The following is a 14,708-nucleotide window of genomic DNA, read 5'->3' on the forward strand; positions in this document are numbered from 1 at the left end:
TCGTCCCTGCGAAAGCAGGGACCCATAACCACAGGGAAGGAGTTTGGCGAAGTTTGGTCGTTCGGGATTGCCATCGCGCGCTATCGATAGATCACGCGGTATGGGTCCCGGCGTTCGCCGGGACGACAAGAGAGATAGATTGCCTATGAAACTCCCTCGCCTCGCCACCTATTCCGTCAGGGGTGCAACCCGCTACGGCGCCGTCGTGGACGGCGGCCTCGTCGATCTCACCGTGCGTTACGGCAAGGACTATCCGACGCTCCGCGAGGTGATCGCAGCCGGCATGCTCGTCGGCCTTGCCGAAGAGGCCGCCGGCCGCGCACCCGATCACGCGCTCAGCGAGATCACCTGGCTGCCGCCGGTGCCCGCGCCGGAGAAGATCATCTGCATCGGCGTCAACTATCCCGACCGCAACGCCGAGTACAAGGACGGACAGGACGCGCCGAAATATCCGAGCATGTTCATGCGGTCGCCGCGCTCCTTCGTCGGGCACGACACGCCGCTGGTGCGCCCGCGCGCGTCCGCGCAGCTCGACTATGAGGGCGAGATCGTGCTGGTGATCGGCAAGCAAGGCCGGCACATTCCGGAAAGCGCCGCGCTCGATCACATTGCCGCGCTGGCGCTCTGCAACGAAGGGTCGGTACGCGACTGGCTGCGTCACGCCAAGTTCAACGTCACCCAGGGCAAGAACTTCGATTCCAGCGGCAGCCTCGGCCCGTGGCTCGTGCCCTACACATCGGAATCGCAGATCGCGGACATCAGGCTCACCACGCATGTCAACGGCGAGCTCAGGCAGGACGACCGCACCAGCCGGCTGATGTTTCCGTTCCGCTATCTCGTGAACTATATCTCGACCTTCGCAACCCTCGTCCCCGGCGATATCATCGTCACGGGCACGCCGACCGGCGCGGGTGCGCGGTTCGATCCGCCGCGGTACCTGAAGCCCGGCGACGTCGTCGAGGTCGAGGCCGAGGGCATCGGCCGCTTGCGCAACGGCGTCGTCGACGAAACCTGACCAATCATCGAAGTGGAATAGCCAAATGACCACCCTCACCGGCGGCGAAGCGATCGTAAGCGGCCTGGTCGCCCATGGCGTTGACACAGTATTCGGCCTGCCCGGCGCGCAGGTTTACGGCCTGTTCGACGCCTTCCATCAGGCGCAGCTCAAGGTGATCGGCGCGCGGCACGAGCAGGCCTGCGGCTACATGGCGTTCGGCTATGCGCGCTCCAGTGGCAGGCCCGGCGTGTTCAGCGTGGTGCCCGGCCCCGGCGTGCTCAATGCCAGCGCCGCACTGCTGACCGCATTCGGCTGCAACGAGCCGGTGCTGTGCGTCACCGGCCAGGTGCCGACGCAGTTCCTCGGCAAGGGCCGCGGCCATCTGCACGAGATGCCGGATCAGCTCGCGACCTTACGCACCTATGTGAAATGGGCCGACCGGATCGAATATCCCGGCAACGCACCGACGGTCGTGGCGCGCGCATTCCAGGAGATGATTTCGGGGCGGCGCGGACCCGCGTCGGTCGAGATGCCCTGGGACGTCTTCACCCTGCGCGCGGAGACGACGGCTGCTCAAGTGCTGGAGCCGCTGCCCGCGCCGCGGCCCGATCCCGACCTGGTCAGGCAGGCAGCCGCGCTGATCAAGGCGAGCAAGGCGCCGATGATCTTCGTCGGCAGCGGCGCGATCGAGGCGGGCGAGGAGATCCTCGAGCTCGCCGAGATGATCGATGCGCCCGTGGTCGCCTTCCGCAGCGGCCGCGGCATCGTCTCGAACGCGCATGAACTCGGCCTCACCATGGCGGCGGCCTACAGGCTGTGGCCCACGACCGATCTGATGATCGCCATCGGCACGCGCGCGGAGCTGCCGGCCTCGGGCTTTCGCTGGCCCTATCAACCGAGTGGACTGAAATCCATTCGGATCGATATCGACCCGGCCGAGATGCGCCGGATCATCTCCGATGTCGCCATCGTCGCCGACGCCAAGGCCGGCACGGCCGATCTCGTCGCGACCGTGAGGAAAGCCGGCTATGCGCGCACCCGTGGCCGGCGGGAGGCAATCCGCGAGGCGACCGCGACCGCGCAGACCGAGATCCAGCGCATCCAGCCGCAGATGGCCTATCTCAACATCCTGCGCGAGGTGCTACCGCCCAACGCGATCGTCACGGATGAACTGTCGCAAGTCGGCTTCGCTTCCTGGTACGGCTTCCCGGTCTACCAGCCGCGCACCTTCATCACCTCAGGCTACCAGGGCACGCTCGGCTCGGGCTTCCCGACCGCGCTTGGGGCCAAGGTTGCCAATCCCGACAGGCCGGTGGTCGCCATCACCGGCGACGGCGGCTTCATGTTCGGCGTGCAGGAGCTTTCGACCGCCGTGCAGTTCAACATCGGCGTGGTGACGCTGGTGTTCAACAACAACGCCTATGGCAACGTCCGCCGCGACCAGCGCGAACGTTTCGACGGCCGCGTGGTGGCATCGGACCTCGTCAATCCGGATTTCGTCAAGCTCGCGGAGTCCTTTGGCGTCGCGGCTGCGCGCGTCACCGCGCCGGATCAATTCAAGGCCGTGCTGGAGAAGGCGCTCGCTCATGGCGGGCCATATCTGATCTCGATCGAGGTGACCAGGGATTCGGAAGTGAGCCCCTGGGCCTTCATCCACCCGCCGAAGCCGTAGACGAAGCTTCGTCGTTCCGGGACTCTTCCCTTCTCCCCTTGTGGGAGAAGGTGGCGCGAAGCGCCGGATGAGGGGTCTCTATCCGCGGAGACACACCCCTCATCCGTCTCGCTGCCGCTTCGCGTCAGCGATCCACCTTCTCCCACAAGGGGAGAAGGAAGGTCACCGCGTCCTTCGAAACGTCAAATTGATCCGCTTGCGTCCAAGCAGCGGATGCTCGCCATCGGCGAGCGGCGCCACGCCGTGATAGGCGAGCCTGCTCGGCCCACCCCAGACCACAACATCGCCATGGACAAGCCGGAAGCGGCGCGGCTTGTCACCGCGCGCCAGGCCGCCGAACAGGAAGGTCGCTGGCAGCCCGAGCGAGACCGAGACGATCGGCGCGGAATAGTCGAGTTCGTCCTTGTCCTGATGCAGCGACAGCCGCGTGCCCGGCTCGTAGCGGTTGACGAGGCAGGCATCGGGCGCGAAGCTGTCGAAGCCGCCCTGCTCGGCCGCGCGGCGGGCGAGATCGCGCAGCAGCGGCGGCATCGCCGGCCAAAGCGCGCCGGTGCGCGGGTCGACGGGATCGTAGCGGTAGCCGGTGTGATCGGTGATCCAGCCGCGCTCGCCGCAATTGGTCATCGCCACCGACATCAGGTGACCGCCCGGCGTCGTCATCCGCCGGAACGGCGATCGCGCCACGACGCCGCGCACGGCTTCGATCAGCTCGCTCTCGATCGGCTTGACGAAGCCGCGCAGAAGCACGGCGCCGTCGGCGATCTCCTCGCGCGACGGCTGCGCTTCGGCGACACTGTCGAACAGATCACCCGTCAATCGCAGCACTCATTTGGCATCGTGGAAGATCACACCCAGGGTGTGGCGGTGGCCAGACCTGATCCGGCTGACGCCGTGGCGGAGATTAACGCGGTAGGTGCCGCGTGTCCCCTGCACCGGACGGTGATGCACAGCGAAGGCGACCGCATCGCCCCGCGCCAGCGGTACGACCTCGGCGCGGGACTGCATGCGCGGGCGCTGCTCGGTCAGCACGAACTCGCCGCCGGTGAAATCGCGGCCCGGCTCGGAGAGCAGGATCGCGACCTGGAGCGGGAACACGTGCTCGCCATAGAGGTCCTGATGCAGGCAATTGTAGTCGCCGGCGTCGTATTGCAGCAGCAGCGGTGTCGGCCGCGCCTGTCCGGCCTCATGGCAACGCTTCAGAAAGGCCGCATGGTCTCCGGGATAGCGGATGTCGATCCCCATCGCCTCGTTCCAGCGATTGGCGACGCCTTGCAGATGCGCATAGAGCGCCGGGCGCAGCTGCGCGATCAGGTCGGGCAACGGATAGGCGAAGTACTTGTACTCGCCGCGGCCGAAGCCGTGACGGCCCATGACGATGCGGCTGCGGAAGTGCGCGTCATCGGGATAGAGCGCGGCGATGTCGCGGCATTGATCGGGCGTGAGCAGGCCCTTCAGGACGGCGCAGCCCTGGGAGTCGAGCTCGGCGGTGATTTGCGACCAGTCGAGGGCGTCGACGTGCGCGGGGAGGTCGGCTGAGGTTGAAGGAGGCGATTTGCGTGCTGTTGCTGTCATAGCCACCACCTTCGCAAGACCGGCCCGCCTACCGCCACCCGATTTCCGATTATCTCCCCGTCATTGCGAGCGCAGCGAAGCAATCCAGAATCCCTCTGCAGAACCAGTCTGGATTGCTTCGTCGCAAGGGCTCCTCGCAATGACGGCGGAGATGGATCTACCCCCTCACCGGCAGAACTCGTAGGGTGGGCAAAGGCGCTCTTGCGCCGTGCCCACGTCTTCGCAAGATGTGGGCACGCTTCGCTTTGCCCACCCTACGAGACCGTCGTTTGCTCAGCCCCTCACCGGCAGCGTCACCACGTCATAACCATGCCTGATCATCCGCTTCAGCACCGGATCTTCAAGCTCGAACTCGAAGCGATCCGCCGGGCGGATACCGCCCTTGGCGGCGAAGGTGCCGCCGAACATGGCGCAGCCGTCGGGGAACTTGCCACCGTCAAAGCCGCGCGCAATGAGGTCAGTGACCGGCAGCATCGCATCCAGCGTGCCTTCCTGGTAGAGCACGCGCTCGCCCTTGATGGTGGCGTAGGAGCGCAGGATCATCTTGTCCCAATGGGCGATGACGTCCTCCAGCTCCCACAGCGTCGAGGCGATCGGCTTGTCGCACATCTGCTTGGACACCGTGACGCTGTAGGCCTCGACCTTGCGGTCGGTGTGGTCGGAGCCGCAGCCGACGAAGATGCGGCCCTGCCAGCCGATCAGCACGAACTCGACCTCGCCACTGGAATCGCCGCCGGTGCATTCGATGCGATCTTCCTGGGTCAGTCGCCGCGCCGAGGCGCGGTAGTAGATCGGGGTCGACGCCGGCGGGGCGATGCCCATCTCCTGCAGCTCCGCGATGTGCTTGTCGCGGGCGACGGGATCGCGGCCGGTCCAGCCGGCGATGACCATCTGGTCGATCGCCAGCGTCAGCGGCGTGGTGGTGTCCTGGGCATCGACGGTGAAAGTCAGGTCAAACACGAATGACGGCCTCCATGCCGGCAGCAAGCTCGAAGATGCGACGGTCTGATCCGCCCGCCCCCGCCAGCATCAGGCCGACGGGGACGTCGCCCTCACGATGTGCAGGGATCGAGATGGCGCAGCCATCGATCATGTTGATCAGGGTGCAGTTGCGCAGCGCGCGCAGGTTCTGGGTGGTGAAGGCCTTGTCGTCGGCGAGATCGGCGATCTTCGGCGGCGTGTTGGCGGTGGTCGGCAGCACCAGCGCATCATAGGACGCAATGCGCGCATTGACGCGGGTGATCAGCGAGCGGCGTTCGTTGAGCAGGTCGATATAGTCGGCCGCGCTCTGTGCCTCGCCGCGCATGATGCGCACGGACACGCGGGGATCATAGACGTCGCCCTTGGACGTGATGAGATAGCGATGCCAGGCGTAGCTTTCAGAGGCCGCAAACCCGCCTTTGGCGTTCATCGGGCCGACATCGTGGAACTCCGCCATCTCGATGCGCTCGACGATGGCGCCGTGATCGGCCAGCGTCTTCAGCGCCCGCTCGAAGGTTTGGGCCACTTCCGTGTCGAGGTCGTCGAGCGCGATGGTGGTGGGCACCGCGAGCCGCATGCCCTGGATCGGCCGCGGCTTCAATGCGGCGATCGGCTCGTTCGCGAGTACGGCGTCGAGTATGGCACAGCAGCTGACCGATCGTGCCAGCGGGCCGATGCTGTCAAGCGAGAACGAGAGCGGCACGGAGCCGTCGAGCGGCACCCGGCGCTGCGTCGGCTTGTAGCCGACGATGCCGTTGAAGGCCGCCGGAATCCGGCAGGAGCCGCCGGTGTCGGTGCCGAGCGCGCCATGCGCCATGCCGTCGAGCACGGACACCGCCGCGCCCGAGGACGAGCCACCGGGCACGTGGCCTTCGGCGCGGTTCCAGACGCCCTTCGGGGTGCCGTAATGTGGATTGATGCCGATGCCGGAATACGCGAACTCGGTCATGTTGGTGCGGCCGATCACGACGAAGCCGGCCCCGCGCAGCCGCGCCACCGTTGCGGCATCCTGCTCAGCCGGCGGCGAATCATCCAGCGCGCGCGAGCCGGCGCGCGTCACTTGGCCCTTGATGTCGAAGAGGTCCTTGATCGAGATAGGAATGCCGGCATAGCGCGACGGCGCCGCCTTGGCCTTGCGCAAGCCGTCCATTGCGTCGGCCGCCGCCAGCGCGGCGTCCTTGTCGACATGGATGAAGGCGCGCTGGCCCTCGCCGGCGGGATCGGCGATCCTGGCAATGCACGCCTCGACCAGCTTGCGGGAGGTCGTGCGGCCGCTTTCGAGGTCTTCGGCGAGCTTCGCCAGTGTCGGAAAATCGGGCATGTCTGTCTCACGGAATATTGGCGCGCGCAATCTATAGCGCTGGTTCAGTTCGACACAAGCATTGTGCGCATGATGGCATGCATGCGCATTGGTGGACCGTTGACGCACTATAGTCGATTGTCGCATCAAGATCAGGCGGGCGCGAAGCCTGTCTTTTGGGAGGAGCCGCCAATATGGCCGAACCGCAACGCGCGCGACCGAAACCGACGCCGGAGACCCAGCATTTCTGGGATGGCACGAAAGCGGGCGAATTGCGCCTGCAGCGCTGCGACGCCTGCGCGCATGTCTACTTTCCGCCGCGCCCGTTCTGCCCCTCCTGCGCCTCGCGCAAGGTCAGCGTCTTCAAGGCGAGCGGCAAGGGCTTTCTCTACAGCTACGTGATCAACCATCGTCCCGCCGCACCGGGCTTCACGCCGCCCTACGCCATCGCGGTGGTCGAGCTCGACGAGGGCCCTCGGATGATGAGCAACATCATCGACTGCCCGCAGACGCCGGAGGCGCTCGAGCTCGACATGAAGCTCGAAGTCGCCTTCCAGGAGCTCGACGACAAGATCACCCTCCCCGTCTTCCGTCCGGCGAAGGGATAAGCCATGCGCAAGAACCAGGTTGCCGTCGTCGGCGCGGCCGAGACCACCGAGCTCGGCGTCATCCCCAACGCCTCGCAGCTCCAGCTCCATGCGGACGCCGCGCTCAACGCCATTGCGGATGCCGGGCTGAAGCTGTCCGACATCGACGGCTTTGCCACCGCGGTCGAGACGCCGCAGCAGGTCTGCCACTATCTCGGCATCAAGCCGACCTGGGTGGACGGCACCTCGGTCGGCGGCTGCTCGTTCATGCTCCACGTCCGCCATGCCGCCGCGGCGATCGAGGCCGGCCTGTGCAAGACCGTGCTGATCACCCACGCCGAGAGCGGCAAGTCGATGATCGGCAAATTGCCGCGCTCGACCCCGCCGGACAGCCTCAACGGCCAGTTCGAGGCGCCCTATGGCGTCTACGGTCCGCCCAGCATGTTTCCGATCCCCGTGCTGCGCTTCATGAAGACCTATGGCATCACCCACGAGCAGCTCGCTTCGGTCGCCGTGGTGCAGCGGGAATGGGCGGCGAAGAATCCGCGCGCGATGATGAAGGAGCCTATCACGGTCGCCGACGTGCTCAACTCGCGCATGATCGCCTATCCGTTCCGCCTGCTCCAGTGCTGCCTCGTCACCGACGGCGGCGGCGCGCTGATCCTGACCTCGGCGGACCGCGCCAGGGACTTTCCGCGCAAGCCCGTCTACATCATGGGCACCGGCGAGAGCGTGGAGACACCGATGGTCAGCCAGATGGAGACCTTCAATTCCTCACGCGCGTTCAAGACTGCAGGGCCGCTGGCGTTCAAGGAGGCCGGCATTGCCCACAGGGACGTCGACCATCTCATGATCTACGATGCCTTCGCGCATCTGCCGCTGTTCGGGCTCGGCGACCTCGGCTTCATGCCGTATGAGGAGACCGGCCAGTTCATCGCGGACGGCAACACGCGGCCCGGGGCTAAGTTGCCGCTCAACACCAATGGCGGCGGCCTGTCCTACATGCATTCGGGCATGTACGGCATGTACGCGCTCCAGGAGAGCGTCCGCCAGATGCGCGGCATCGCGCCGGCGCAGGTGCCGAACGCGAAGATTTCGGTGTGCCACGGCGTCGGCGGCATGTTCGCCGCAAGTGGCACGATCGTGTTTACGAACGAGAGGTAGTGACTGTCATTCCGGGATGCGCCGAAAGGCGCAGGCCCGGAATCCATAACCACGATCGGGAGTATGGATTCTCAGGTGCGCAACCGCGCACCTGAGCTCGCGCCAAGAGGCGCGCCCCGGAATGACAGCGGAATTTGGAACGGCTAGCGGAGAACTATCATGACGAAATCACTGCAAGACAAGGTCATCATCGTCACCGGCGCAGGCCGCGGCATCGGGCGCGAGATCGCACTGCTGTGCGCGGCGGAGGGCGCCAAGGTCGTCGTCAACGATCCCGGAAGCGCCGCGGACGGCGCCGGTGCGAACGCTGCTCCGGCCGAGGAGGTGGTCGAGGAGATCAAGAAGCGCGGCGGCACGGCGGTCGCCAATTTCGAAAGCGTCGCGGAAGCGATCCCCGCCAGCAAGATCGTGAAGACCGCGACCGATCATTTCGGGCGGCTCGACGGCGTCGTCAACAATGCCGGCATCCTGCGCGACATGATCTTCCACAAGATGAGCGTGGAGGCGTTCGAGGCCGTCATCAAGGTGCATCTGATGGGCTCGTTCTACGTCAGCCACGCCGCCGCCCGCGTCTTCCGCGAGCAGGAGTCGGGCTCCTTCGTGCACTTCACCTCGACCTCGGGCCTGATCGGCAATTTTGGCCAGGCCAACTACGCCGCCGCAAAGCTCGGCATCGTCGGGCTCTCCAAGTCCATCGCGCTCGACATGGGCCGCTTCAACGTGCGCTCCAACTGCGTCTCGCCCTTCGCCTGGACGCGCATGATCGGGACCATCCCGACCGAGACCGAGGCCGAGAAGGCGCGCGTCGAGAAGATCAAGCAGATGGGACCGGAGAAGATCGCCCCGCTCTGCGGCTATCTGCTCGGCGATTCCGCCAAGGACGTCACCGGGCAGATCTTCGGCGTGCGCATGAACGAGATCTTCCTGTTCAGCCAGAACCGGCCGATCCGCTCGGTGCAGCGGAGCGAGGGCTGGACGCCGCAATCGATCGCCGAGCACGGCATGCCGGCACTCAAGGGTTCGTTCTACAAGCTCGACCGCTCCGCCGACATCTTCACCTGGGATCCGGTCTAGCTGCATTTCCGGCACCCCTGCCCTGCGATCTCGGGTTGTCTCCGCCTGAGATCGCCCCGCTTTACGCCCGAATGGGGGCGAATGGTGTCCTCCCAACAAACTTTGGGAGGAAACCATGACAAGAATACTGACCAACTCCGACGACACCACTGCGACCGGCGGCCTTGGACGCCGCACTCTCCTCAAAGGCACCGCGGCTCTCGCGGCGTCCACCATCCTCGCCTCACAGGCCAATGCCCGCGACTTCGGCGCCAATGCCGAACCGCAGCGCTATCCCGATCCCGACATCGTCGTGATCGATCCCAAACGCTTCAAGGCCAAGGTCGGCAACACCGCCATCAAGCGGCTCTACACCGGCTGCCTCTGGGCGGAAGGGCCGGCGTGGAATGCGCAGGGGCAATATCTGGTCTGGAGCGACATCCCCGCCAACCGGCAGCTTCGCTATCTCGACGATGACGGCCATATCTCCGAGCAGTTCCACAAGCCGTCGAACGAATCCAACGGCAACTCGTTCGACACCGAAGGCCGCCAGCTCAGCGCCGAACGCACCCGCCTCGTCCGTTACGAGCACGACGGATCGGTCACGACCTTGGTCGAGCAGGCGGGTGGCAAGCCGCTCAACGGCCCCAACGACATGGTGGTCCATCCCAACGACAAGGCGATCTGGTTCACCGATCCCGGCTATGGCGCGATCAGCATCTACGAAGGCAAGCTCGCCAAGACGGGCTCGCTCCAGCCCCACCAGAAGGAGGCGGTCTATCGTCTCGACACCCAGACCGGCCAAGTCGTGAAGGTCGCCGACGAGCCGTTCAAGCCAAACGGCATCGCCTTCAGCCACGACTACAGGAAGCTCTATGTCTGCGACACCGGCATCACGCATTACCCGCAAGCGGAGAACGTGGTGTGGTCCTATGACGTCGACGGCCCGAAGCTGTCGAACCCGAAGAAGCTGATCGACATGAAGCTGGACGGCAAGTCAGGCTTTCCGGACGGCCTTCGCGTCGACACCGAGGGCAATATCTGGGTCGGCGCCGGCTGGGTCGGCCCCGGCTATGACGGCGTGCAGGTGTTCGCACCGAACGACGGCGCGCGGATCGGGCAGATCCTGCTGCCCGAGACCTGCGCCAATGTCTGCTTCGGCGGCAAGAAGCGCAACCGCCTGTTCATGACCGCGAGCCAGTCGCTCTATGCGGTCTATGTGGAAACGCAGGGCGCGCATTTCTGTTGAGGGCCACTGCATCACCACGCGTCATGGCCGGGCTTGTCCCGACCATGACGGCTGAGGATTTGGCGACAGCGTCGCCCCCTACCCCGTATTCCGCAACCCCGCCGAGATGCCGTTGATGGTCAGCTGAATTCCGCGCAGCACCTGCTCGTCGGGGTTCTGCGCGCGGTGCTCTTTCAAGAGCTCGACCTGCACGTGGTTGAGCGGGTCGAGATAGGGGAAACGGTGGCGCACGGAGCGCTCCAGCAGCGGATTGCCCTGGAGCAGCCGGTCCTGGCCCATGATGTCGAGCAGCGTCTCGATGCAGGAATGCCATTCGCGGCGGATGCGGCCGAAGATCTTTTCGCGCAAGGTTTCATCGGGCACGAGCTCGGCATAGCGCGAGGCGATCGCGATCGAGCTTTTCGCGAGCACCATGTCCATGTTCGACAGCAGCATGCGGAAGAACGGCCATTCCTGGTAGAGCTCCTTCAGGAAGGGCATGCCCTTGTCGGGATGCTCGGCAATCCATTGCTCGACCGCGCTGCCGAAGCCGTACCAGCCCGGCAGCATCAGGCGGCATTGCGCCCAGGAGAACACCCAGGGGATCGCGCGAAGGTCCTCGATGGCGCGCGTCTTCTTGCGCGAGGCCGGACGGCTGCCAATGTTCAGCGTCGCAATCTCGTTGATGACGGTGGAAGCCCAGAAATAATCGACGAAGCCGTCTGTCTCGTAGACCAGGCCGCGATAGGCCTTGAACGCGAGATTGGAAAGCTCGTCCATCGCGGTCAGATACTCGCGGCGCGGTGCGCTCTGGCGCGGATGCAGGAGACTTGCTTCCAGCGTGGCGGCGGCGAGGATCTCCAGATTGTTGCGGCCGACCTCGGCATTGGAATATTTCGACGAGATGATCTCGCCCTGCTCGGTGATGCGGATCTGGCCGTTCACGGCGCCGCCGGGCTGCGCGATGATGGCGTCATAGCTCGGCCCACCGCCGCGGCCGACCGAACCGCCACGGCCGTGGAACAGGCGCAGCCGCACGTGGTGGCGTTCGAACACCTCGACGAGACCGATCTCGGCCTTGTAGAGCTCCCAGCCCGAGGTGACGAAGCCGCCGTCCTTGTTCGAGTCGGAATAGCCGAGCATGACCTCCTGCACGCTGCCGCGGCTGTCGACCAGCCGGCGGTAATCGTGCAGCGACAGCATGCGGTCCATGATGCCGGATGAGGCCTGCAGATCCTCGATGGTCTCGAACAGCGGCACGATGTTGATGGCGCTGCGGCCGGAGGGATGGACGAGGCCGACCTCCTTGAGCAGCACCGCCACTTCCAGCATGTCCGACATGCCTTTGCACATCGAGATGATGCATTGGGGGATGGCGTCCGAGCCGAACTTCGCATGCGCTTCCGCGGCGGCATGGAAGACGTTGAGCTCGCCCATGGTCTCGTCGCTGTATTTGACGAATGGCGAGACCAGCGCGCGCGTCGAGCGCAATTCGTTGGTCAGCAGCGAGATGCGGGCATCCTCGCCGAGCGCGAGATAGGACATGCCGGGATTGGCGGCGTCCATCAGCTCGGCGATGGTGCGTTCGTGCACGGCCGAGTTCTGGCGGATGTCGAGCCGGGCGAGATGGAAGCCGAAGCAGTCCACCGCGCGACGGAGCAGCCGCAGCCGGCCGCGGGCGATGACGCGGGCGTTGTTGGAGATCAGCGAGCGGTGCAGCACATCGAGATCGGCCTGCAGCTCCTTGACGCTGGCGTAAGGCGCCGCTTTGCCGACCGGCCGGCGTGTGATCTCGACCTCCAGCATTTCGGCCGTTGCGGCGAGCCGGGCATAAATGCCGGACACCGCGAGGCGATAAGGCTCGCCGCTCCGGTGCGGCGAGGTGTCCGGGGAGCGCTCCGCCAGGTTGCGCAGTTCCTCGGAGACATCGGCAAGATGAGCCGCGATCGACAGCTCGGAGCCGAGCACGTGCAGCTCGTTCAGATAGAACTGCATCACCCGGCTCGACTGCAGCCGCAGCGTGCCGCGCATGACGTCGGCGGTGACGAAGGGGTTGCCGTCACGGTCGCCGCCGATCCAGCTGCCCATGCGCAGGAACGAGGCGAGCTCGCCGGCAGCCTGTGCGCCGTCCTCCTCCAGCCGGTCTTCGAGCGCGTTTACGAGCCGCGGCACCTCGCGCAGGAAGGTGTAGTCGTAGAAGGACAGGCCGTTGGCGACCTCGTCGAGCACGGTCAGCTTGGTCCGGCGCAAGAGATTGGTCTGCCACAGCGTCAGCACCTCGCGGCGAAGCTGCTCGTCGCTGGCGGCCGCCTCCTCCGCGGTCAACGCGACCCGCTCGCGGCGGTCGAGCAGGCTGGCGACCTCCATCTCGCGGTCCATGGTGCTCTTGCGGCGGACTTCGGTCGGATGCGCGGTCAGCACCGGGCTGACCAATGCGGTCTTGAAAAAGGTGCGCAGCTGATCGGGGCCGATACCGGCGTCCCTGGCGTGGGCCAGCGTCTGCGCCAGGCCGCCTGCACTGCCGCCATTGGCCGCGCCGCGCGCGCGCATCTGGCGGATGTTGTTCTGGTCCTCGGCAATGTTGGCGAGGTGCGAGAAATAGCTGAAGGCACGGACGATCCGCACCGTCTCGGAGGTCGACATGCTGTCGAGGATCTGCTCGAGCTCGCGGCGGGCGAGCCGGTCCTCGTCTCGGTGGAACCGGATCGAGGTCTGCCGGATGCGCTCGACCAGGTCGAACACGTCGGCGCCCTCCTGGTCGCGCACGGTGTCGCCGAGGATGCGCCCGAGCAGGCGGATGTCGTCCCGCAGCCGCGCGTCGGCCTCCAGCGCCTGGACGTCCTCAGGGCGGTTGGCGCGGGGTTCAGCGCTGTCGGATGGTACGGTCTGGAGGGACATGGCTCGCTCCTTGGTTCGAGCTCGCTTGGATGCCCGGCAACGGTGAGTGTGCGATATTTTTCTGCCGCAGTGCAAGATGAACTTGGTGGCGGCGCGGCAGGGCTGGGGTGATGATCGCGTGTCCCGGACAAGCAGCAACGCCGCAAGCGTTGCTGCGCCGAGCCCGGACCCGCCAGAAGCCACAGAGCACATTGCCGCAACATGGGCCCCGGCTCTGCAGCGCATTACCCGCGAAGACGCGGCGCGCTGCGCTGCGTCCGGGGCACGAGAGATTGCTGCAATCTCACCAATGGACATAGTCCCGCGGTCTCGCGGCGCAGGGCCCGAGCTTTGCTGTCCGTTTCGCCCTCATCGAGCAGAAGGGCGCAGGGAAGGCCGGGCGCCAGCTGGCACCCAGGGTCCGCACGCGAAAAACGCACGCGGGGTGACCACAGGAATCTGCAAATTCGGTCAATCAGAATATTTGCACCCATGTCTCTTGACCTCGATGCGGCGTGTTCTGCCTGCGGGCACCGCGAGCGATTGAGGGGCTCAGCGCGTAGGATAGGTTGAGCCGTTGCGAAACTCATCACGTTGCGGCATCGGCGGAGGTTGATGGATTTCGCTTACGCTCTACCCATCCTACGAGCTAGTGAGCGGCGGCATTTTCGGCACGTGCAGGAGCATCACCGACGTTAACCCTGTCGCGCAAATGATTCGTCGCGGGGCGGCAGCCGCCGACAAGTTGCCTTATTGCAGCGGAGAATTTTCAGCGGCACTAACCTTGGTTAGAGGCGCATTATGCTGAGAATGGCGTTGCTGGGCCTTCTTATCCTGTTGAGTGTAGGAGTGCTCTCAGCAATGGAACTGAGAGCTCCACCGCGTCGCGCGGTCGCGACCGTCCAGCCGCCTGCCGAGCAAGACGCAGGCAAGTCTGCGCATGACGCATTGGCGAAGGCCGATCGCCTTGACGTCGTCGCTGTGAGCAGCGAGATGCCGACACAGGCTGCTTTGGTCGAACCGCCCGTTGCTCCGCCAGACGACATCCATTTCGATTCGCACAAGCCGGAAACGATCACCCGTCATCGGCACCATCCGAAGAAGATCGCGACCGCCGAACGTCCCAAGCCAAAACCGAAGGCAGCCGTTATCAAGCGAACTGCCAATGTCCAGCGTTCAAAGGCCGCCGACAATACCGAGCCCTGTCGGCTCAAGGCGTTTGGTGGCTTGCGCAAGGCATTGAATTTGACCAGTTGCGAAATCTGAGGACGCTTCCG

Annotated in this window: 12 protein-coding genes; 7 read left to right on the forward strand and 5 right to left on the reverse strand. The window is 65.4% G+C overall.

The window, feature by feature from the left end:
- Positions 1–145: 145 nt before the first annotated feature.
- A complete protein-coding gene (locus tag XH96_RS27690) occupies positions 146–1,015 on the forward strand; it encodes a fumarylacetoacetate hydrolase family protein (protein WP_194388598.1) in 870 nt (289 codons plus the stop codon).
- A 25-nt stretch (positions 1,016–1,040) separates the two neighbouring features.
- Positions 1,041–2,669 carry a thiamine pyrophosphate-dependent enzyme gene (locus XH96_RS27695; protein WP_194388600.1) on the forward strand — a complete coding sequence of 543 codons (1,629 nt, stop codon included), beginning with the start codon at positions 1,041–1,043 and terminating at the stop codon, positions 2,667–2,669.
- Positions 2,670–2,831: 162 nt separating this feature from the next.
- Here the strand turns inward: XH96_RS27695 and alkB are convergent, their stop codons facing one another.
- The 4 genes from alkB to XH96_RS27715 all read right to left on the reverse strand — a co-directional run bounded on the left by alkB (position 2,832) and on the right by XH96_RS27715 (position 6,543).
- Entirely contained in the window at positions 2,832–3,485 is a 654-nt protein-coding gene (gene alkB / locus XH96_RS27700) for a DNA oxidative demethylase AlkB (protein WP_194394281.1), read from the reverse strand.
- Positions 3,486–3,494: 9 nt separating this feature from the next.
- The gene (locus XH96_RS27705; RefSeq protein WP_194388601.1) at positions 3,495–4,241 is read right to left on the reverse strand and encodes a 2OG-Fe(II) oxygenase; all 747 of its coding nucleotides are present in this window, start codon (positions 4,239–4,241) and stop codon (positions 3,495–3,497) included.
- A 273-nt stretch (positions 4,242–4,514) separates the two neighbouring features.
- On the reverse strand, positions 4,515–5,201 hold the full coding sequence (locus XH96_RS27710; protein WP_194388603.1) for a DUF2848 domain-containing protein: 687 nt from the start codon (positions 5,199–5,201) through the stop codon (positions 4,515–4,517).
- A complete protein-coding gene (locus tag XH96_RS27715) occupies positions 5,194–6,543 on the reverse strand; it encodes an amidase (RefSeq protein WP_194388604.1) in 1,350 nt (449 codons plus the stop codon). The genes XH96_RS27710 and XH96_RS27715 overlap by 8 nt, the downstream gene beginning before the upstream one ends.
- A 173-nt stretch (positions 6,544–6,716) precedes the next feature.
- Between XH96_RS27715 and XH96_RS27720 the strand changes: the two genes are divergently transcribed.
- From XH96_RS27720 to XH96_RS27735, 4 genes are all read left to right on the forward strand, one after another.
- Positions 6,717–7,130 carry a Zn-ribbon domain-containing OB-fold protein gene (locus XH96_RS27720; RefSeq protein ID WP_061020211.1) on the forward strand — a complete coding sequence of 138 codons (414 nt, stop codon included), beginning with the start codon at positions 6,717–6,719 and terminating at the stop codon, positions 7,128–7,130.
- Between the two features lie 3 nt (positions 7,131–7,133).
- Positions 7,134–8,273, forward strand: coding sequence for a thiolase (locus tag XH96_RS27725; protein ID WP_194388606.1), 1,140 nt, complete (start codon positions 7,134–7,136; stop codon positions 8,271–8,273).
- Positions 8,274–8,432: 159 nt separating this feature from the next.
- Positions 8,433–9,347 (forward strand): SDR family oxidoreductase, encoded by a 915-nt coding sequence (locus tag XH96_RS27730; protein ID WP_131867235.1) that lies wholly within the window; start codon positions 8,433–8,435, stop codon positions 9,345–9,347.
- A 115-nt stretch (positions 9,348–9,462) separates the two neighbouring features.
- On the forward strand, positions 9,463–10,575 hold the full coding sequence (locus tag XH96_RS27735) for an SMP-30/gluconolactonase/LRE family protein (protein WP_194388608.1): 1,113 nt from the start codon (positions 9,463–9,465) through the stop codon (positions 10,573–10,575).
- A 78-nt stretch (positions 10,576–10,653) separates the two neighbouring features.
- Here XH96_RS27735 and ppc read toward each other — a convergent pair whose 3' ends face one another.
- On the reverse strand, positions 10,654–13,452 hold the full coding sequence (gene ppc / locus XH96_RS27740) for a phosphoenolpyruvate carboxylase (RefSeq protein ID WP_194388610.1): 2,799 nt from the start codon (positions 13,450–13,452) through the stop codon (positions 10,654–10,656).
- An 840-nt stretch (positions 13,453–14,292) separates the two neighbouring features.
- Between ppc and XH96_RS27745 the strand changes: the two genes are divergently transcribed.
- Positions 14,293–14,697: a hypothetical protein gene (locus tag XH96_RS27745; protein ID WP_246789763.1), complete on the forward strand. Its 405-nt coding sequence runs from the start codon at positions 14,293–14,295 to the stop codon at positions 14,695–14,697.
- Positions 14,698–14,708 lie beyond the last annotated feature (11 nt).

Source organism: Bradyrhizobium sp. CCBAU 51765 (assembly GCF_015291725.1).
Lineage (GTDB): Bacteria > Pseudomonadota > Alphaproteobacteria > Rhizobiales > Xanthobacteraceae > Bradyrhizobium > Bradyrhizobium liaoningense.